Here is an 18131-nt window from a genome sequence, read left to right as displayed (position 1 = left end):
TTTCATGAATGTTCACGAAGGCGTAGGCTGCGCGTTCATTTCGCCAGCACCCCAGACCATGCTTCAACAATTTCTGCATGACTTCGGCTACTTTGCCCTCTTCCTAGGCACGTTCTTCGAAGGCGAGACCATCTTGGTTCTCGCAGGCTTCCTGGCGTTCCGTGGCTACATGGATATCAACCTGGTGGTGGTCGTTGCCTTCTTTGGCAGCTACGCCGGCGACCAGCTGTGGTACTTCCTGGGGCGCAAGCACGGCCGCAAACTGTTGGCGCGCAAGCCGCGCTGGCAATTGATGGGCGACAAGGCCCTGGAACATATCCGTAAGCATCCGGATATCTGGGTGCTGAGCTTCCGGTTTGTCTACGGCCTGCGCACTGTGATGCCCGTGGCGATTGGTTTGTCAGGCTACCCGCCGGCGCGCTACCTGATTCTTAACGGGATTGGCGCTGCAGTCTGGGCGGCAGCCCTGGGCGCTGCGGCTTACCACTTCGGCGCGGTGCTGGAAGGCATGCTCGGCAGCGTCAAGAAATACGAGCTGTGGGTGCTGGGCGCGTTGGTGCTATTGGGCTTCGGCCTGTGGTTGCGCCGCCGCTTCAAGAACGCCCGTATTGCCCGCCAGGCCTGCGAGGACGCAAGGGCCCGGCTCGCCGCCGAGCCGGCTCCCGTCGACACGCCTAAGACACCAGCCGAGTAAGCCGGCTTCTGCAACAGTAGAGGCCGATCACGCTGAGCAAGCTGTAACTCAACAGACCCAGCCAGCCCAAACTGCTGGCCGGCCATAACCCGACCAGCGGCGCCAGCCACACCAGTGGCACATTCAGCCCCAGGCGTACCAGCTCAGCTTTCAGCGCCCACGGGCGATTCTCCAGGGCGACGCCCAACGTAAACAGCCCCACCGCCATCGCACTCCATCCCAGGATCAGCGCCGCCGTGGGCAGCCCCTCGGCGAAATTCATCAAATAGCTGCCAAAGCCCACATACGCGGCAAATTGCAGCGAGATATAGACCTGCTGACGCGCATCCAGCGGCACGTCGAATTTGCGGAACTGGCTCAAATCGGGTTTGGCCATCGGGTACTTGGCCTTCACGTCCGCCGGGCGCCAGCCGGTGCGCATGAACCAGATGCGCAGCTTGTCCCACCCGCTTTCGGTACGTCGTGCGTCATTCCACAGCTGCGCATAAAACTGCAGGTTGGCCCATAGCGGGTTCCAGCTGGCCAAAGGCGTGGTCACGCCAAAAATCACCGGCTCGTTGTCGTCTTCTTCCTGGAAGCTGCCGAACAGCCGGTCCCAAATAATGAACACCCCGCCGTAGTTGCGATCCATGTAGAGAGCGTTCTGTGCATGGTGGGCCCGATGATTGGACGGTGTAACGAAGAACCACTCGACCCAGCCGAGCTTGGGCACGTGGCGGGTGTGCACCCAGAATTGATACAGAAGATTGAGCGAGGCCACGCTGATAAACACCACCAGCGGCACGCCCAGCACGGCCAGGGGCAGGTAGAAGATCCAGCTCAGCAGAAAGCCGGTACTGGTCTGGCGCAGGGCGGTGGTGAGGTTGTAGTCCTCGCTTTGATGATGCACCGAGTGCGCGGCCCACAGGATGTTGCGCTCATGCCCGCAGCGATGCAGCCAGTAGTAGCAGAAGTCATAAAACACAAAGGCGAACACCCAGGTCCAGACACTCTGGGCCGACAGTTCGATCAGGGCCAAGTGCTTGAGCGCAAACGCGTAGGTCAGCAACCCCACGCCTTTGGTCAACAGCCCCGTAGTCGTGGACAGCACACCCGTGCTGAGGCTGTTGATGGCATCTGCCACTCGATAGTTGCGCTCGCCGCGCCAGTGATCGGCCAACAGCTCAACCACGATCAAGGCAATGAAAAACGGTACCGCGTAAGGCACGAAGTCCATGGGCTAGTCCGGTCTATTTTTGTTACATCAAGATTAGGTGTAGCAACGCCAGATCCCATTGGCAACAGGTGACAAATTAGTAGACATTTAACGCCACGAAATAGGGAGAAATACTCATGAGCAAAAAGATTGCAGTGATCCTTTCGGGCTGTGGCGTGTACGACGGTGCAGAAATCCACGAAAGCGTCATCACTTTGCTGCGCCTGGACCAGCGTGGCGCTCAGGTCCAATGTTTTGCACCCGATATCGCGCAACATCACGTGATCAACCACCTCACCGGCGAAGAGATGCCTGAGTCGCGCAATGTGCTGGTGGAGTCGGCGCGTATCGCCCGGGGTGAAGTGAAGGACATCCGTGAGGCCAATGCCGAAGACTTCGACGCACTGATCGTTCCCGGCGGTTTTGGCGCGGCGAAGAACCTCTCGACCTTTGCCGTGGAAGGCGCCGGTTGCAGCATCAACCCGCAGGTTCTGGCGCTGGCCGAAGCCTTTGCCGAAGCGGGCAAACCGGTGGGTCTGATCTGTATCTCGCCGGCCCTGGCCGCGAAGATCTATGGCCCCGGCGTTACCTGCACCATCGGCAACGACGCCGCCACCGCTGCCGCCCTGGATAAAATGGGCGCCACCCACCGCGACTGCGCGGTGGAGGATATCGTCGAGGACAAGGCTCGCAAGCTGGTGAGCACCCCTGCCTACATGCTCGGCAAAAGCATCAGCGAGGTCGCCTCAGGCATCAACAAACTCGTGGATCGCGTGCTGGAACTGACCCACGAGAACGACTAACCCGCTCGCATCAACCGCGTGAGGATGCGATCCAGCGAGTTGGCGAACGCCTGCTTTTCCTTATCACCGTGGGGCGGCGGGCCGCCGCCCATTTGGCCTTGTTCGCGCAGATCCGTGAACAGGTTGCGCACCGCCAGCCGCTCACTCATGTTCGCCGGGCTGAACTCCTTGCCCCGCGGGTCGAGGGCGGTGACGCCCTTCTTCACCAGGCGATCGGCCAACGGTACATCGCTGCAGATCACCAGCTCGCCGGGCACCGCGTGCTCCACCAGGTAGTCATCCGCTGCATCCGGGCCGCTGGGTACAACGATCAGCTTCACACAGGCAAAGCTCGGCTTGATCTGGCTCTGCCCTGCCACCAGCACCACTTCGAACTGGCGCTTGAGGGCGAACTTCACCACTTGGTCCTTGGCCGCCCGCGGGCAGGCGTCTGCATCAATCCAGACGCGCACGATCAGGCGACCACACGGCGTTTTTCGGCCAGCCGGCTGCGGCCGTACAGCACCACAATCGCCAGCACCGCCAACGCCTGCGCACTCAACGAGTACGCATCGGCATGGATGCCCAGCCAGTCGAAGTCAAAAAACGCCACCGGCCGCGTACCGAAGACGCCGGCTTCCTGCAACGCCTTCACGCCGTGCCCGGCGAACACCACCGACAGTGCACACAGCAACGCCGCGTTGATGCCGAAGAACAGCGCCAACGGCAGCTTCGCCGAACCCCGCAGGATCACCCACGCCAGACCCACCAGCAGCACCAGCGCCGTAGCACCACCCGCCAGTACGGCGTTGTGCCCGGCCGGGCCGGCTTGCAGCCACAGGGTTTCGTAGAACAGGATCACTTCGAATAGCTCACGGTATACCGAGAAAAACGCCAGCAGCGCAAAACCAAAGCGCCCTCCGCCGCCGACCAGGCTGCTCTTGATGTAATCCTGCCAGGCTGCCGCATGGCGCCGGTCATGCATCCACACGCCAAGCCACAGCACCATCACACTGGCGAACAGCGCCGTGCAGCCTTCCAGCAATTCGCGCTGGGCACCGCTGACGTCAATCACATACGCCGCCAACGCCCACGTTGCCAGACCGGCCAACAGCGCCAGGCCCCAGCCGACGTTCACACTGCGCACCGCCGATTGCTGGCCAGTGTTACGCAGGAACGCCAGGATCGCCGCCAGCACCAGGATGGCTTCCAGGCCTTCACGCAACAGAATCAACAGCCCGGAGATATAGCTCAGCGACCAGCTCAAGCCATCGCTGCCCAACAAGCCAGCTGATTCGGTGAGCTTGCCTTTGGCGACGTCCAGACGCTGCTGCACTTGCTCAAGCGGCAGGCCGTCCTGCAACGACTGCCGGTAGGCCATCAGCGCTTTCTCGGTGTCCTTGCGCACGTTGGCGTCAACGTTATCGAGGGAGCTTTCCACCAGCTCGAAGCCCTCAAGGTAAGCGGCGACCGACAGGTCATAAGCCTGCTCGTGGTCACCGTTACGGAATGCGGCGAGGCTCTTGTCCAGGGTGGTGGCGGTGTAATCGAGCAACTGTGCCGGGCCACGCTTGACCTGTGGCGGTTGTGCGCGCTGGGCCCGGAAAGTCGCGGCGGCGCCTGGACCGTTGGCAGCCAGCACTTCATTAGGCGTTTGGCGGGCCAGGTCGGCGAGGTTGAAGGGTTGTTCACTTTTTGCCGCAGCCGGGTCTGCCGTGAAGCCCGCGATGTAAGTGGCCAGGTCCCAGCGCTGACGGTCATCCAGTTGATCGGCAAAGGACGGCATGTCAGTGCCTTCAACACCCAGGCCGAGGGTATTGTAGATCGCATAGAGGCTCAGGCGGTCCAGGCGCACCGCATCTCGCAGGTTGGCCGGTGGCGGCGTCATTCCCGTACTGGCTGGGCCATCACCCGCACCGGCAGTGCCGTGGCATACCGAGCAATGCTGGGCGTAAAGCGGTGCGCCACGCGCGGGGTCGGGAGTGATGACCGGGGCTTGGCTGACTTCATACGCCACCGCCAACTTGGCGCCCAATTGACGGGCCAGGCGAGCGACAGCTGCGCCGTCCTGGTGGGCGGTCACGGCCGCTAGCAATTCGTCGACGCCTTTGACCAACTCCGCGCGCTCGGGCCTTTGCGGCAGTTCAGCCACCAGGCCTTGCAACACGCCGAGGAACTCTAGTTGTTCGCGATATTCGGATTCATCGATAACCTTGCCCGCCTCCACCGTCGGTGGGTAATCAGCGCCAATGTAGTCCAGCAAATGCAAGGCTTGTGGGGCGCCCTCGGCATTCGCGGCCAGCAGATTGAAGCTGCACGACATCAAGGCCGGCAACACCAGCCAGGCGAGAAAACGGATGGGGGCAATCATGAATGAATCTCAAAGGTAAATACGAAGTAACACATTGTTTAACTTTAAAGGCTCTGACTCAAGGCGTTCGTGATCTGGCGCTAGGAAACCACCCGCGGATTGATGGCATTCAGCGCTTAAAGCCATAACAAAAAGCCATTGTTTTGCCAGTAATGGCGCCTATAATGCCGCGCCCTGTTATTTCTAAAGGGTATTTATTTCCTCGTTTTTATGAGGAATTTGCACATCTGCTTATCACTTTCAAGGAAGAAGTTTGCATGGCATTTCGCGCCTTGACCCCGCTCACGCTGGCGGCGGTTACCTTGCTCTCGGGTTGTTCGATGTTTCGCAGCTACGACACTGAGCTGCAAGCCACTAACCAGCAGTTGGCCACCGGTAACGTCGACGGCGCCCTGACCCTGCTGGAAAAGAACAATGCCGGCGAAGACAAGGACCTGCTCTACTTCTTCGAAAAGGGTGAGCTGTTGCGCGCCAAGGGTGACCTCACCGGCAGCCAGACCGCCTGGCGCAGCGCCGACCTGCAGGTCTACAAGTGGGAAGAGTCGGTCAAGTTCGACAGCGAAAAGTACCTTGCCCAGTTCGGCAGCTTCCTGGTCAACGACAAGGTGCGCCGCTACGAAGGCTACGACTACGAAAAGGTCATGCTGACCACCCAGATGGCCCTGAACCTGCTGGCCGTGAATGACTTCGACGGCGCCCGCACCGAAATCAAGAAGACCCACGAGCGCGAAGCCGTTATCGCCGACCTGCGCGACAAGGAATACCTCAAGCGCGAAAACGAGGCCGAGCGCCAGGGCGTAACCACCCAGATCAAAGACCTGCGCGGCTACCCGGTAGAGGCACTGGACGCACCGGAGGTGGTCGGCCTGAAGAACAGCTACCAGAGTGCGTTCAGCCACTACCTGGCAGGCTTTGTCTACGAGGCCCTGGGAGAGAAAGACCTGGCCGCACCGGGTTATCGCAAAGCCGCCGAGTTGCGCCCCAACACGCCGTTGCTGGAGCAAGCGTTGATGGACCTGGACAAATCCAGGGTCGGCGCCGACGAGACCGATGTGCTGATCGTGGTGCAGAGCGGCCTGGCCCCGGCGCGTGACTCGATCCGCCTACCGCTGCCGATCCCGATCGACGGCCACTTGGTCATCACCCCGTTGTCCTTCCCGGTCATCAAGGCAGACACCTCGACCGCGACCTTCGGCCAGATCGGCGTCGACGGCAAGCAGCAGAACCTCACCGCACTCAATAGCACCACCGCCATGTCCCGCCGCGCCCTGCGTGACGACATGCCGGGGATCATCCTGCGCACCACCGTGCGTGCAGTCAGCCGCGGCGTGACGCAAAACAATCTGAACAAGACCAACCCCATGGCAGGCCTGGTGCTGGGCATCGCCTCGGCGGTGACCGAAGGCGCCGACACTCGCACCTGGCGCACCCTGCCGGACATGACCCAAGTGACGCGCCTGCGCCTCAAGCATGGCGAACACCACGTCAGCCTGCCCAACGCCTTGGGTGGGACGCTGGTGACGGTCAAGGCCGACCAGCGCTATCAGGTGATCACTCTGCGCGTAGTCGGCAACCAGGTGTTCGCCGGCGGCCTTGCCGCGCATGTGGTGCCAGGCACCTCCACCCAGGCCATCGCCCTCAAACAACCTTAAGGAGCACGTTATGCGTCATTTCATCCTCGGCGCCCTCGCGCTGATCCTGCTCGCCGGCTGCGCCACGCCACCGCCACCAGAGCCCGGCAGCGCCGCCAGCAAAATCGTCGTGATGGGTAAATTCAAAGGCATCGCCGTCGGTGCCATTCGCGTTGCCCGTGAAAACGGCTTCCTCACGGCCAAGGTGCAACTGAGCAACATCACCAGCAGCAACCAGATGATGTATTACCGCTTTGCCTGGCTGGGCGCCGACGGCTTCCCCGTGGGCGATGAAGAAACCTGGAAAGTGCTGAACCTGTACGCCAACCAGGCGACCTTCCTGCCCGCCATTGCCAATTTGCCCCAGGCCGCGGACTTCCGTCTTGAAGTGAAGACGCCTTAAGTCGCGCCCCTGCTCTTCAACTTAACAGCCTGTTTCAGAGAGATTTCCCCATGTTCGTACGCTTCTCGCTCCTCGCCGTGGTCGCCCTGCTGGCCAGCGGTTGCTCCAACACCTCGCCGGTACTCGGCGGCAAGAACATCAGCTACGGCGACACCAAGGCCGTGGAATTGGTGACCAACGAGTTCGGCTCCACCGACCTGCAGATGATCGCCGAAAGCATGACCCGCTCTCTGGCGCAGTCCGGCATTCTGCAAGGCCGTCCGGTGGTGCAGGTGTATGACGTGAAGAACAAGACCAGCGAGTACATCGATACCCGCGAGATCACCACGTCGATCAAGACCCAGTTGATGAAGACCGGCACCGCGCGCTTCGCCAGCGACAACACTGAAATGCAAAGCCAGGTCGACCAGCTCAAGCTGCAGAACCAGAGCGGCCTGTATAAAAAATCCACAGTGAGCAAGACCGGCAATATGGTGGCCGCCAAGTACCGCCTGGAAGGCTCCATCAGCTCCATCGTCAAGCGCAGCTCGGACTACAAGGACGTGTTCTACAAGTTCAGCCTGCAGTTGATCGACGTCGAGAGCGGCCTGGCCGAATGGATGGACGAAAAAGAAATCCGCAAAACCACGGAGCGCTGAACAATGCGTGCATGGATCGGCATGATCGGCCTGCTGTGCGCCTTTGGCGCCTCGGCCGCCCCGAAGATCGCGGTAACCGACCTGGCCTACGAGGCGCGGGTCGAGGAGTACATCCACGCGGTGTCGGCCAGCAATAACTTCCAGGCCAGCGCGTATCAGGCCAGCGGTGCGTCGAACTACAGCGAGTACGAGAGCCGTACCAGCTACATCGAACAGACCGAACTGCGTAAATTCAGCGGTGATATCAAGGGCGAAATCCTCAAGTCGCACCAGTTCCAACTGGTACAGGGAACGCCCTACACCGCCGACGCCAAGGGCGACGTCTATGACGTGATCAAACGCATCAAGGCCGGTAACTTCAAGGGGGCTGACTACGTGCTGTTCGGCACACTGTCAGACATCGACTTCACCCAGGACATCAATGCCCTGGACCACACCAACAGCTATTCGGCGGTGCTGGGCCTGACGCTGGTGGCCGATTTCAGCCTGATCAACACCCGAACTTTCGAAATCACCTCGGCATTTACCGCCATGGGTGAAGGCCAGGACACCAAGCTGGTGAACAGCCGTGACGTACGCGTCAGCCTGAACCGGCCACGTGTGGTGAAGGAAGTCTCGAAAGCACTGGGTGAGGATGTGGCCAGACAGTTGGCGGAACAGTTGGGCGGCGGGCATCAAGACCCGGGCAAGCCTGCGTTGCGCAATAACCTGCCAAGGGATGAAGCGCCAAAGATTCTGCGCTGAGCCCCCACTTCAAAGCCAACCCATAAACCATGTGGGAGCAGGTTTGCTGCTCCCACCGTTGTAATTGCGTTTCTTCCCTTACGCCGTTGCGCGATGCAAGCTGGCCAAGAACCCCGCAGCCCCCACGAATAACCCGGCAAACGTGCGGTTCATGCGTTTTTGCTGCTTGGGCGTGCGCAACACACGCAAGACTTTCGACGCCAACCCCGTATAACCCGCCATCACAATCATATCGACGCTGATCATGGTCGCGCCGAGGATCAGATACTGGATCAGCAAAGGCGCCTGCGGGTTCACGAACTGCGGCAGCACCGCCAGCATGAACACCAGGGCCTTGGGGTTGCTCGCGTTGACCAGAAACCCACGGAACATCATCGCCATCGGCTTGCCGATCGGGCGTATCGCCGCGTCATCACTCATGTCCATGGGCAGGGCACGCCATTGCTTGATGGCCAGGTACACCAGGTACGCCACACCAAACCATTTGATCGCATAGAACGCAGTGGAAGACGCCGCAAGAATGGCACCCAGCCCGCCCGCTACCACGGCAATCTGCATCGCCAGGCCCAGTTGCAGGCCAATGGCATTCCAGTACCCGCGCAGGAAACCGTATTGCAAGCCGCTGGACATCGACGCGATTGCGCCAGCACCGGGGGAAAGGGAGATGATCCAACTGGCCAGGAAAAAGGCCAGCCATGTATCGAGTGCCATTACACACCTCAGAAGGGAGTTTGCGGTCAGGCCTTAAGCTAACTCCGCCGACCGGAGGCTGGCTATAGATTTTTAAAAGATCTGAGCGCTAGCGGTCGCCCGGGAACACATGAGTGCCCGGCCAACGCCGCACAGAGCGCTGGAAGAACAAGCTGTTAGGCACTTGGACCATCGCGCTGCCGGTACCGGCATCTTCCACTTCGATCAGCGTGGTGTAGAGCAGGTTGATCGCCACTACCCGACCCTTCACGCCGGGCTTATCGACGGTGTCCACCAACTCGACGATATCACCGAGGCGGAACGGCCCGACGGTGAATATCAAGATAGCGCACAGCAGGTTGGACAATACCGACCACATGGCGAAGAACGCCACAGCGGCAACCGCGACAAACCCTGACAGCGCCGTCCACAACACCGTGGCGGACACGCCCAGGCGGCCCAGCACGAAAATCAACGCACTGCCCATGATCAGCCAGCGCAGGCAGCCACGTAGAGGCATCAGCAATTGCGGCGGGAACGGGTAGCGCTCACCCAAGCGGGTGAGACCTTTGGCAACAAAACGCTGGGCCAGATAACCGGCCAGTAGAATCAGCAGGATTTGCACGCCAATCCAGGCCGGTTCCACCCATTGCGTCGGTAACGGCAGGTGCAACGCTTCCATCAGGACAGCGCCTCCAGCTCCGCTTGCAGACTTTCCAGCAGCTCGAGGGCCTCCATCCAGGTTTCCTCCAACTGCCCTTCACGCACCTTGAGCTTGGCCTGTTCGGCCAGCAGGTCGCGCAGCTCGTCCTTGCGCGCCGCCTCGTAGACGGCGCTGTCGCCCAGGCTGGTTTCGATCTTGGCCAGGCGCTCATGCACCTTGCCCAACTCGGCTTCCAGCTTGTCGGCTTCACGCTTGTGCGGCGCCAACTGCTGACGCAGTGCGGCGGCGGCCTGGCGCTGGGCTTTTTTGTCGGTTTTATCCGGGTTGACCGGCGTGTTGCTGACCGGCGCGTTGCGCAGACGATAATCCGTCAGCCAGCGTGCGTAGTCATCCAGATCGCCGTCGAACTCTTCGACTTTGCCATCCGCCACCAGCAGGAAGTTGTCGGTGGTGCTCTTGAGCAAGTGGCGATCGTGAGACACCACCAATACCGCACCACTGAACTCCTGCAGAGCCATGGTCAGCGCCAGGCGCATTTCCAGGTCCAGGTGGTTGGTGGGTTCGTCGAGCAGCAACAGGTTCGGTCGGTCCCAGGCGATCAATGCCAGGGCCAGACGCGCTTTTTCGCCACCGGAGAAATTCAATACCGGCTCATCGATGCGCGCACCACGGAAGTCAAAGCCACCGAGGAAGTCGCGCAGGGTCTGCTCACGCTCGGTCGGCGCCAGACGCTGCAGGTGCAGCAACGGGCTGGCCTTGGAATCGAGGGAGTCCAGCTGATGCTGGGCAAAGTAGCCCACCACCAGGTTCTCGCCACGGGTCAGACGGCCGGCCAGCGGTTGCAGTTCACCCGACAGGTTCTTGATCAGTGTCGACTTGCCGGCGCCGTTAGGGCCGAGCAAACCAATACGTGCGCCCGGCGTGAGCTGCAGCTTGACCTTCTCCAGAATGGTTTTGTCGCCATACCCCAGACGCGCATCCGACAGGTCCAGCAACGGGCTGGAGATCTTCACCGACTCACGAAATACGAAGTCGAACGGCGAATCAACATGGGCCGCCGACAGCTCTTCCATGCGCTCCAGCGCCTTGATCCGGCTCTGGGCCTGACGGGCCTTGGTGGCCTGGGCCTTGAACCGGGCGATGTAGCTTTCCATGTGCGCGCGTTGCACCTGCTGCTTCTCGAAAGCTTGCTGCTGCTGCGCCAAACGCTCGGCACGCGCGCGTTCGAACGCGGTGTAGCCGCCACGGTAGAGGGTGATTTTCTTCTGTTCGACGTGGGCGATGTTGTCGACCACGGCATCGAGGAAATCCCGGTCGTGGGAAATCAGCAGCAAAGTACCTGGGTAGCTCTTGAGGAAGTCTTCCAGCCACAGGATCGCATCGAGGTCCAAGTGGTTGGTCGGTTCGTCGAGCAGTAACAGGTCCGACGGGCACATCAGCGCCTGAGCCAGGTTCAGGCGCATGCGCCAACCACCGGAGAAGTCGGCGACCGGGCGGTCCATCTGCTCATTGGTAAAGCCGAGACCGGCCAGCATCTTGCGGGCACGGGCGTCGGCGGTGTAGCCGTCGGCGCTGTCGAGTTCCGAGTGCAGGCGGGCCTGAGCCGCACCGTCCTGGGCTTTCTCGGCCTCGGCCAGGTCGTGTTGCACCTGGCGCAGGCGCAGGTCGCCATCGAGCACGTAGTCGATCGCAATGCGGTCGAGGGTGTCGATCTCCTGGCGCATATGGGCGATGCGCCAGTCGGCCGGCAGCAAGCAGTCCCCGGAATCCGGGGTCAGCTCACCCAGCAACAGGGCGAACAACGTGGATTTACCGGCACCGTTGGCACCGATCAGGCCGGCTTTGTGACCGGCGTGCAGGGTCAGCTCGGCGTCTTCGAGAAGACGTTGCGGGCCACGCTGTAATGTTAGGCTTTGAAGTCGGATCATAATGGCGGCGGAGTCTACCAGCTTCGTTGCCCGCTGGCTTGGGTGTGAATATGTGCGCTGACCTGTGGAGCTTTGCCCTCTCGACTTACGCCCGACCGGGCGTCCAAGCCGCCTGCCTGCGCTTGCAGGAGCAAGGCGCGGATGTGTGCCTGTTGCTCTGCGCTGCCTGGCTGGAGCGGCGAGGTGTGGCGCTTGCGCCCGAGCGCATTCATGCGCTGCAGCAGGTTGCCCTGCCCTGGCAAAAAAACGTGGTCGAACCGTTGCGACAGGTGCGCCTGCAATGGCGAGCCATGGCTCAACTGGATTTGCCTTTGGCGGCGTTACGCGAGCGGGTCAAAACCCTGGAACTGGAAGCCGAACGGGAGCTGTTGGCGCGCCTGGAAGTGTTGACGCAGGCATGGCCGACTGAAGAAGGGGATCAACGGGGATGGCTTGAAAGCTTGGCGGCCGGAGCCGCCAACCTTGACCACGACGCGCTGCAGCAGTTGCGCGTCGTGGCCTCCGGCACTTAGGAAGCGCTGGTTGGGGTAGTGCTTGGCGCTACGGGTGCAGACGTGCTGCTGGCCGATGCCGTTGGCGCGGCGGACGCCGTCGGCGTAGCAGGCGAAGCTGCCGGGGCAGTTGGCTTGGCCGGTGCAGGTTTGGCAGCAGCAGGTTTTGCGGCTGGCTTAGCGGCTGGTTTCGCAGCAGCAGGCTTGGCAGCTGGCTTAGCGGCTGGTTTTGCAGCGGCAGTTTTAGCAACCGGCTTGGCGGCCGGTTTTGCAGCAGCCGCTTTAGCAGCTGGCTTAGCGGCTGGTTTCGCAGCAGCGGTTTTAGCTGCTGGCTTGGCGGCCGGTTTTGCAGCAGCGGTTTTAGCCGCTGGCTTGGCGGCTGGTTTTGCAGCGGCAGTTTTAGCAACTGGCTTGGCGGCCGGTTTTGCAGCAGCCGTTTTAGCAGCTGGCTTGGCGGCTGGTTTCGCAGCAGCGGTTTTAGCCGCTGGCTTGGCGGCCGGTTTTGCAGCAGCCGTTTTAGCAACTGGCTTGGCGGCTGGTTTCGCAGCAGCGGTTTTAGCCGCTGGCTTGGCGGCTGGTTTCGCAGCGGCGGTTTTAGCCGCTGGCTTGGCGGCTGGTTTCGCAGCAGCGGTTTTAGCCGCTGGCTTGGCGGCTGGTTTCGCAGCAGCGGTTTTAGCAACTGGCTTGGCGGCTGGTTTTGCAGCAGCGGTTTTAGCCGCTGGCTTGGCAGCAGTCTTAGCCGAAGCTTTCGACGCAACAGCTTTTGCTGGTGTGCGAGCGCCCAGCACTTTGGCCACGGCTTCTTTCACACGACCTACGCCCTGGGCCAGCTTCAGGCTTTCCTGGGCATCGCGCTTGAGTTGGGAAATGTAAGTGCGGGTTTCAGCTTGGCGATCCTTGAGGGCATCCAGCAGGTCCTCAAGTTCTTTAACAGCGTCTTTGGCTTTGGCTTGTGCCTTGGCCTTGCCGGCAGTCGCGGCGTCTTGCAGTTTGGTGCGGGACTTGTGCAGCTTCTCTTGCGCTTTACCGCGTTGTTTTTCCAGTTTGGCGAGCAGTTTTTCTGCATCAGCCAAGGCTTGGGAACATGCGCTTTCCAGATGTTCGAGCAGGCTGCCCGAAAGTTGTTGGAGTAAGTGCAACGGGGTATTTACAGGCTTCTGTTTGGCCGACATGGTTTACCTCCTGGCTGACGTGGGTGCGGCTCATACTAGCCCTCTGCTCTTACCGCCGCTAGGGCATGTTGACAGTATCGTTGGCCTTGCGTTGCACGGTGAGAAAATTCTTATCGATATAACAAAAAACCACGGCACTTTTTACGCATTCAGGCTGGCATAATCCGTCGCACTTTCGGCGGGAGACTACCCCATGTCGCGTTACCTTTTTTTAGTGCTTGGCTTGGCGATTGGCGTGGCCAATGCAGGTGAGCAATCGCCGTCCAGCAGCACTGCTCAAGACCCGCACGATCTCGCGTACAGCTTGGGCGCAAGCCTCGGCGAGCGCTTGCGCCAGGAAGTCCCCGACCTGCAGATCCAGGCGCTGGTTGACGGCCTCAAGCAAGCCTACCAAGGCAAACCACTGGCGCTGGACAATGCTCGTATCGAACAGATCCTCGCCCAACACGAAGCACAGAGTGCGGCCGACGCTGAGGCGCCAAAAAGCGAAAAAGCGCTCGCTGCCGAACAGCAGTTTTTAACCCAGGAAAAAACTTCAAGCGGCGTGCGTGAATTGTCGGATGGCATTCTGCTCACCGAGCTGAAGCCTGGTACTGGCAGCAAGCCGTTGGCCAGTGATGAGGTGCAGGTGAAATACATCGGGAAGTTGCCCGACGGGACAATCTTCGATCAGAGCACACAGCCCCAATGGTTTCGTCTGGACAGTGTGATCAGCGGCTGGAGCAAAGCACTTCAACAGATGCCGACAGGTGCAAAATGGCGCCTGGTGATTCCATCGGCCCAGGCCTATGGCGCCGACGGTGCCGGCGAGTTGATACCGCCGTATACACCGCTGGTATTTGAGATCGAGTTGCTCGGTACTCGCCACTGACCCAATAAAAAACGGTGCGCCATGCGCACCGTTTTTTACGTATCACCCAGGATCAAACCTGCGCGACAGGCTCTTCCTTATGGGCGTTGTGCAACACTTCGATCAAGCAGTCTTCCAGCTCGAAACGCTCGTGGAGCAGACCACCCAACTCTTTAAATTTTTCAGCAACACACTTGCCGGCGTCACACAGGTCGTTAAAGGCCAGCAGCTTTTCAGTGATGACGTCGATGCGCGGGTAAATAGTCTCGGCCAGCTCCAGACCACGCTTATCGTTAAACGCTTTCGCCTCGCTGGTCAGTTGCTCGTAGATCTCGAAATGACCGGTAGAAACATAGTCCACCAATACACCGCAGAAATCTTGCAGCGACTCGCAATTCTGAGCCAATGCTTCGGGCTTGGCGCCAAGAGCATCAAAGGCCCGAACCAGTTCGTGACGTGCTTTCAACCAGCTGTCGATCAGCTTGTGCACCCCACCCCAGCGTTCCTGAGCATTCTGACAACTTTCCAGCATGGTGATCTCTCTTCCCTATAGGGGGCGCTGCCGCTCTGTGCCCGCGCAACACTTCAAGGATAAAAGCGGCAGCCGGACAAGGCCGCATCTGACAAACGGTTTCAGTAATGCATGCGGGCCAGATTATGCCCGCATGACTATGGCTTCAAGGTACGCAGGAGAGAAAGTTCATACAAGTGTTTAATCCCGTCGTACAAACTGCGACTGCCCTTCAGTACCTCACAAGGTCCACACGACGGCTCAGTAGCAGCCGCGAAAACTGCATGATGCCCAGGACCAGCATCGCCACGAAGAACAGCAAACTCCACTCGGGCAGGCTCAGGTCGAACAGCGTCCAGTTGAGTTCCACACAATCGACGGTGCCTCTGATCGTCAATTGCAGTGATTGCCAAAGCGACAGGTTCTCAATCATGTATTGCAGACTGGGCCAGCAATCGCTGGCCTGCTCCAGTGCGGCATTTTGTAGCAGTACTTGGCGCACGGCGGTGATAGCGCCCAGCAACGCGCACCCCATGCTGGCCAACCCGTAAAGATAAGCCGCAAAGCGGCTTGGGCCGTGAATCACGGCAACCAGATTGATCAGCGTAAAGGCGGCCAAAAAGATGCGTTGCACCTGGCAAAGGAAGCAAGGCCGCAAAAGCGCGCCGAACTCAAGATAGAACGACGCACCCAACGTCATCGCACCAGCCATGAACGCCAGGAGAAACAAGGAGCGTGAAGAGGCCAAAGACATTGTTATCCGTACCGCAAAAGATAGGTCGTTACGGTAGAGTAAAGGCCTGACCCCTTTCAATACGTGCTAGAGCAGACAATTCTGCGAGAGCCTGGGGATATACCGTCAGAACCTGGATGACTTCAAGCTGTTAGCGGTAGGAATTTGCTACATCGCGCTTTAGACCCAGCCTTTACACGATAAAAAAGGGTTGGCCCTAAGAAACTTCTGAGCCAACCCTCTCACTCTTTCCTACTTCAAATCCGCGCAGGCACTGGCAACGGTGAGGCCAGCAAACGGCTGTCCAACAGGCCCAGGCCTTCCTGGAACAATTGGTTACTGCGCTCGGTGTCACCCAACTGGGCCAGTAAACGTGCCAGCTCAGCACAGGCTTCGGGGTTTCGCTGTACCTGCAGACTGCTTTCCAAATAGTCCCGCGCCTTGCCCCACAAGCTGTTTTGCAGACACAGGCGGCCCAGGGTCAGCAGCAGGCTGGCGTCACCGGGATGATCCTTGAGCCAACCTTCAGCAAACTTCAACTGTCGGCCTGGATCGCTGCCGCGCAGCAACCCATAAAGCCGGATCAGATGGCTGTCATAGCCGCGCTTGATGGCGCCGCGCAGCACTTCCTCAGCCTTGGCATCAGCACCCAGCCGACGCAGTTGCTCAGCATAAGCCAAGACCAGTTGCGGCTCCTGGCGCTGGGCTGAAGTCAGTTGCTCCCACGCGCGCTCCAATGATTGCAAGCCCGCTTCGCCTTGCTCTTCACGCTGCACGGCAAGGCCAAGGTTCTCGCCCCATGCGCGTCGCTCAAGCTCTGCCAATTCGGAGGCAGGAAGCACTTTGTCTTTGCGCAGTTCCGGCAACAAGCGAATCACCGATGCCCAATCGCCTCGCTGCTGATGCAAGCGCTGCAACTGGCGCAAGACCTGTGCGTTATGGGGATGGCGCTCGTACATCGCCTGCAAGGTAACCAGCGCCCCCTCAGTATCGCCGCGATCCATCTGCAACTGCGCGTGGCTCAAGGCGACGGCAAGTTCTGCCTGTGGCTGGCGCTCCATGGCGCGCTCCAGCAGGCCGTCGGACTCTTCATAACGGCCCTGCTCATTGGCGGCACGGGCAGCCCCAAGGTAATACAGCAAAGGTTGGCGCTCGGCCTCGGCGGCACGGTGCAGGTGGCGTTCGGCGCTGGCCCAGCGGCCCTCGGCGAGGTCCAACTGGCCCTGCTCAATCGCAATCTGTATGCGGCGGCTGCGGTTGCGTCGCGACCACGGGTTGACCACACCGCCGGAGGTAGTGATCAGGCTCAGCAGCACGCGAACCAGGTAGATCGCCAGGCCGACGACAAACACTGCCACCAGCGTGGCCCACAGGCTCGACTCGTAGTGCAGCAGATGAGGATAGGTAATCAGCACGTAGCCGGTGTGTTTCGAAATACCCACACCCAGTGCCAAGGCAATTGCAATCGCCAGTACCAGGATCACATAGAAACGCTTCATCGGCTCTACTCCTGCTTGGCCGGCGTGCCCGCCGCCGCCTTGGCTTCACCGGCAGACAGATGGCGGCGTTCAAGATAAGCCTGCACGGCAGCCAGGCTGGCGGCCAGGTCCGGGGTCACCACGGAGACGGCCTTGGGCTCGAGTTCGGCAATACGTGCCAGCATCGCTTTGCTCTGCGGGTTGTCCTGGTTGAAGTTGTCCTGCAGCACGCTGCGTGCTTCACCCAGGGAGCGGCTGTACACCGCCGTCTCACCGTTGAGCGCGGCCCATTGTGCCTGCTCCAGGGCCAGGCTCAGTGCCAGGCGCACCTGGTTCAAACCTTGACCGGCCAGCAACGGACGAATGTTGTCATCCGGGTTGAAGTCGATGCGGAAGTAACGCGATATCTGCTCCCACCACTGGCGCAGGCGACCTTCCGTGTCGGTCGTCGGGCGCCCCTCGGAAGTGGGCTCGGTGAGTTGATATTCAGGGGCAATAGCCGCCAGTTGCACGACCTGGTCACGCAGGGCCGCCAGTTGCAGGTAAAGCCCGGTGCGGTCTGGCTGTTCAGTGCTGCGCAGCGCGGTCAGGCTTTTGGCCAATTGCTCACGGGCAGCGTAGGCACCTGGATCGCTCTGTTCGCGAAGAATTTCGTCAGCGCCCTGGACCAGCGACTGGGCACTGTTGATGTCCTGCAGGGCAGACAAGCGCAAGCTGGCCAGACGGATCAGGTGCTCGGCTTCGGCCAGGCGCCAGTCCTGGCGGCTGGCACCCAGCACGGTTTCCAGACGTTGGCTCAAGCGCTGCTGATCACCCTGCAACTGCGAGACCAGGCGGCGGCGCTCTTCCAGCTCATCGGCTGCTGGCAATTGTGCCAGGCGCGCAGCCAGCTGCTGCTGACTCTGCTTGAGTGATTGGGATTGGTCATCAAGGGTCTGCACCTGGCCCAGCTGTTGCTGGCTACTGGCTTGCAGGGCACGGACCTGCCATATCCCCCAACCGCCGGCGGCAACACCTGCGGCACCGAGCAACAGGGCCACAATAGCCAGGCCATTGCCGCGGCGTGGCGCGGTGGCCGGTGCAACCGGCGCATCAAGTGCTGGCTGGGCTTCATCTTTAGGCAAGGCTGTTTCGCTCACGTATCCGTCCTTTGCGT

At 60.5% G+C, this 18131-nt stretch carries 19 protein-coding genes; 8 read left to right on the top strand and 11 right to left on the bottom strand.

The window, feature by feature from the left end:
* Window positions 1-58 precede the first annotated feature (58 nt).
* Window positions 59-694 carry a DedA family protein gene (locus JFT85_RS16995; RefSeq protein WP_053258814.1) on the top strand — a complete coding sequence of 212 codons (636 nt, stop codon included), beginning with the start codon at window positions 59-61 and terminating at the stop codon, window positions 692-694.
* Here JFT85_RS16995 and JFT85_RS16990 read toward each other — a convergent pair.
* A complete protein-coding gene (locus JFT85_RS16990) occupies window positions 675-1910 on the bottom strand; it encodes a sterol desaturase family protein (protein WP_201230181.1) in 1236 nt (411 codons plus the stop codon). The two genes, JFT85_RS16995 and JFT85_RS16990, sit on opposite strands and share 20 nt — an antisense overlap.
* A 116-nt stretch (window positions 1911-2026) precedes the next feature.
* Here JFT85_RS16990 and elbB point away from each other — a divergent pair, with 116 nt between their 5' ends.
* Complete coding sequence (gene elbB / locus JFT85_RS16985; RefSeq protein WP_053258602.1) at window positions 2027-2692, top strand: isoprenoid biosynthesis glyoxalase ElbB; 666 nt, start codon at window positions 2027-2029, stop codon at window positions 2690-2692.
* On the opposite strand, the gene JFT85_RS16980 is transcribed toward elbB, so the two are convergent.
* Entirely contained in the window at window positions 2689-3144 is a 456-nt protein-coding gene (locus tag JFT85_RS16980; protein ID WP_073636696.1) for a YaiI/YqxD family protein, read from the bottom strand. The two genes, elbB and JFT85_RS16980, sit on opposite strands and share 4 nt — an antisense overlap.
* Before the next feature lie 2 nt (window positions 3145-3146).
* On the bottom strand, window positions 3147-5042 hold the full coding sequence (locus JFT85_RS16975; protein WP_053258604.1) for an FTR1 family protein: 1896 nt from the start codon (window positions 5040-5042) through the stop codon (window positions 3147-3149).
* Between the two features lie 257 nt (window positions 5043-5299).
* Here JFT85_RS16975 and JFT85_RS16970 point away from each other — a divergent pair, with 257 nt between their 5' ends.
* From JFT85_RS16970 to JFT85_RS16955, 4 genes are read left to right on the top strand one after another with little or no spacing between them, the layout of a single operon-like run.
* Window positions 5300-6694, top strand: coding sequence for a COG3014 family protein (locus JFT85_RS16970; RefSeq protein WP_201230179.1), 1395 nt, complete (start codon window positions 5300-5302; stop codon window positions 6692-6694).
* Window positions 6695-6704: 10 nt separating this feature from the next.
* Window positions 6705-7076 carry a YcfL family protein gene (locus JFT85_RS16965; protein ID WP_003214024.1) on the top strand — a complete coding sequence of 124 codons (372 nt, stop codon included), beginning with the start codon at window positions 6705-6707 and terminating at the stop codon, window positions 7074-7076.
* 50 nt (window positions 7077-7126) lie between these two features.
* A complete protein-coding gene (gene lpoB, locus JFT85_RS16960; protein ID WP_053258606.1) occupies window positions 7127-7714 on the top strand; it encodes a penicillin-binding protein activator LpoB in 588 nt (195 codons plus the stop codon).
* Between the two features lie 3 nt (window positions 7715-7717).
* Window positions 7718-8458 (top strand): penicillin-binding protein activator LpoB, encoded by a 741-nt coding sequence (locus JFT85_RS16955; RefSeq protein WP_201230171.1) that lies wholly within the window; start codon window positions 7718-7720, stop codon window positions 8456-8458.
* A 78-nt stretch (window positions 8459-8536) separates the two neighbouring features.
* Here JFT85_RS16955 and JFT85_RS16950 read toward each other — a convergent pair whose 3' ends face one another.
* The 3 genes from JFT85_RS16950 to JFT85_RS16940 form a co-directional block, all read right to left on the bottom strand.
* Window positions 8537-9169 carry a LysE family transporter gene (locus JFT85_RS16950; RefSeq protein WP_053258608.1) on the bottom strand — a complete coding sequence of 211 codons (633 nt, stop codon included), beginning with the start codon at window positions 9167-9169 and terminating at the stop codon, window positions 8537-8539.
* Between the two features lie 88 nt (window positions 9170-9257).
* Window positions 9258-9830: a mechanosensitive ion channel family protein gene (locus JFT85_RS16945; protein ID WP_201230169.1), complete on the bottom strand. Its 573-nt coding sequence runs from the start codon at window positions 9828-9830 to the stop codon at window positions 9258-9260.
* Entirely contained in the window at window positions 9830-11740 is a 1911-nt protein-coding gene (locus JFT85_RS16940; protein ID WP_078827497.1) for an ATP-binding cassette domain-containing protein, read from the bottom strand. The genes JFT85_RS16945 and JFT85_RS16940 overlap by 1 nt, the downstream gene beginning before the upstream one ends.
* A 50-nt stretch (window positions 11741-11790) precedes the next feature.
* Between JFT85_RS16940 and JFT85_RS16935 the strand changes: the two genes are divergently transcribed.
* Window positions 11791-12252, top strand: coding sequence for a TIGR02444 family protein (locus JFT85_RS16935; RefSeq protein WP_201230167.1), 462 nt, complete (start codon window positions 11791-11793; stop codon window positions 12250-12252).
* Here JFT85_RS16935 and JFT85_RS16930 read toward each other — a convergent pair.
* Entirely contained in the window at window positions 12249-13403 is a 1155-nt protein-coding gene (locus tag JFT85_RS16930; protein WP_069551140.1) for an AlgP family protein, read from the bottom strand. The genes JFT85_RS16935 and JFT85_RS16930 overlap by 4 nt on opposite strands.
* Window positions 13404-13596: 193 nt before the next feature.
* On the opposite strand from JFT85_RS16930, the gene JFT85_RS16925 reads away from it, so the two are divergent.
* Window positions 13597-14274, top strand: coding sequence for an FKBP-type peptidyl-prolyl cis-trans isomerase (locus JFT85_RS16925; RefSeq protein ID WP_078827500.1), 678 nt, complete (start codon window positions 13597-13599; stop codon window positions 14272-14274).
* Window positions 14275-14326: 52 nt separating this feature from the next.
* Here JFT85_RS16925 and JFT85_RS16920 read toward each other — a convergent pair whose 3' ends face one another.
* The 4 genes from JFT85_RS16920 to JFT85_RS16905 form a co-directional block, all read right to left on the bottom strand.
* A complete protein-coding gene (locus JFT85_RS16920) occupies window positions 14327-14785 on the bottom strand; it encodes an Rsd/AlgQ family anti-sigma factor (protein WP_053258614.1) in 459 nt (152 codons plus the stop codon).
* 211 nt (window positions 14786-14996) lie between these two features.
* Complete coding sequence (locus JFT85_RS16915) at window positions 14997-15518, bottom strand: disulfide bond formation protein B (protein WP_078827501.1); 522 nt, start codon at window positions 15516-15518, stop codon at window positions 14997-14999.
* Between the two features lie 236 nt (window positions 15519-15754).
* On the bottom strand, window positions 15755-16996 hold the full coding sequence (locus JFT85_RS16910; RefSeq protein WP_053258616.1) for a heme biosynthesis protein HemY: 1242 nt from the start codon (window positions 16994-16996) through the stop codon (window positions 15755-15757).
* Between the two features lie 5 nt (window positions 16997-17001).
* On the bottom strand, window positions 17002-18114 hold the full coding sequence (locus JFT85_RS16905; protein ID WP_069551141.1) for a uroporphyrinogen-III C-methyltransferase: 1113 nt from the start codon (window positions 18112-18114) through the stop codon (window positions 17002-17004).
* Between the last annotated feature and the right edge of the window lie 17 nt (window positions 18115-18131).

Origin of the sequence: Pseudomonas sp. TH04 (genome assembly GCF_016651355.1) — a bacterium.
Lineage (GTDB): Bacteria > Pseudomonadota > Gammaproteobacteria > Pseudomonadales > Pseudomonadaceae > Aquipseudomonas > Aquipseudomonas fluorescens.
Note: the sequence above shows the minus strand (reverse complement) of the source record. Positions and strands in the feature narration are given on the sequence as shown.

What these genes read in the sequence shown, in the direction of transcription:
- JFT85_RS16950 (WP_053258608.1), bottom strand. Translation starts at nt 9,169, where the DNA reads ATGGCACTCGATACATGGCTGGCCTTTTTCCTGGCCAGTTGGATCATC.
- JFT85_RS16910 (WP_053258616.1), bottom strand. Translation starts at nt 16,996, where the DNA reads ATGAAGCGTTTCTATGTGATCCTGGTACTGGCGATTGCAATTGCCTTG.
- JFT85_RS16965 (WP_003214024.1), top strand. Translation starts at nt 6,705, where the DNA reads ATGCGTCATTTCATCCTCGGCGCCCTCGCGCTGATCCTGCTCGCCGGC.
- JFT85_RS16920 (WP_053258614.1), bottom strand. Translation starts at nt 14,785, where the DNA reads ATGCTGGAAAGTTGTCAGAATGCTCAGGAACGCTGGGGTGGGGTGCAC.
- JFT85_RS16970 (WP_201230179.1), top strand. Translation starts at nt 5,300, where the DNA reads ATGGCATTTCGCGCCTTGACCCCGCTCACGCTGGCGGCGGTTACCTTG.
- JFT85_RS16990 (WP_201230181.1), bottom strand. Translation starts at nt 1,910, where the DNA reads ATGGACTTCGTGCCTTACGCGGTACCGTTTTTCATTGCCTTGATCGTG.
- JFT85_RS16995 (WP_053258814.1), top strand. Translation starts at nt 59, where the DNA reads ATGCTTCAACAATTTCTGCATGACTTCGGCTACTTTGCCCTCTTCCTA.
- JFT85_RS16915 (WP_078827501.1), bottom strand. Translation starts at nt 15,518, where the DNA reads ATGTCTTTGGCCTCTTCACGCTCCTTGTTTCTCCTGGCGTTCATGGCT.
- JFT85_RS16930 (WP_069551140.1), bottom strand. Translation starts at nt 13,403, where the DNA reads ATGTCGGCCAAACAGAAGCCTGTAAATACCCCGTTGCACTTACTCCAA.
- JFT85_RS16925 (WP_078827500.1), top strand. Translation starts at nt 13,597, where the DNA reads ATGTCGCGTTACCTTTTTTTAGTGCTTGGCTTGGCGATTGGCGTGGCC.
- lpoB (WP_053258606.1), top strand. Translation starts at nt 7,127, where the DNA reads ATGTTCGTACGCTTCTCGCTCCTCGCCGTGGTCGCCCTGCTGGCCAGC.
- elbB (WP_053258602.1), top strand. Translation starts at nt 2,027, where the DNA reads ATGAGCAAAAAGATTGCAGTGATCCTTTCGGGCTGTGGCGTGTACGAC.
- JFT85_RS16940 (WP_078827497.1), bottom strand. Translation starts at nt 11,740, where the DNA reads ATGATCCGACTTCAAAGCCTAACATTACAGCGTGGCCCGCAACGTCTT.
- JFT85_RS16935 (WP_201230167.1), top strand. Translation starts at nt 11,791, where the DNA reads ATGTGCGCTGACCTGTGGAGCTTTGCCCTCTCGACTTACGCCCGACCG.
- JFT85_RS16955 (WP_201230171.1), top strand. Translation starts at nt 7,718, where the DNA reads ATGCGTGCATGGATCGGCATGATCGGCCTGCTGTGCGCCTTTGGCGCC.
- JFT85_RS16945 (WP_201230169.1), bottom strand. Translation starts at nt 9,830, where the DNA reads ATGGAAGCGTTGCACCTGCCGTTACCGACGCAATGGGTGGAACCGGCC.
- JFT85_RS16975 (WP_053258604.1), bottom strand. Translation starts at nt 5,042, where the DNA reads ATGATTGCCCCCATCCGTTTTCTCGCCTGGCTGGTGTTGCCGGCCTTG.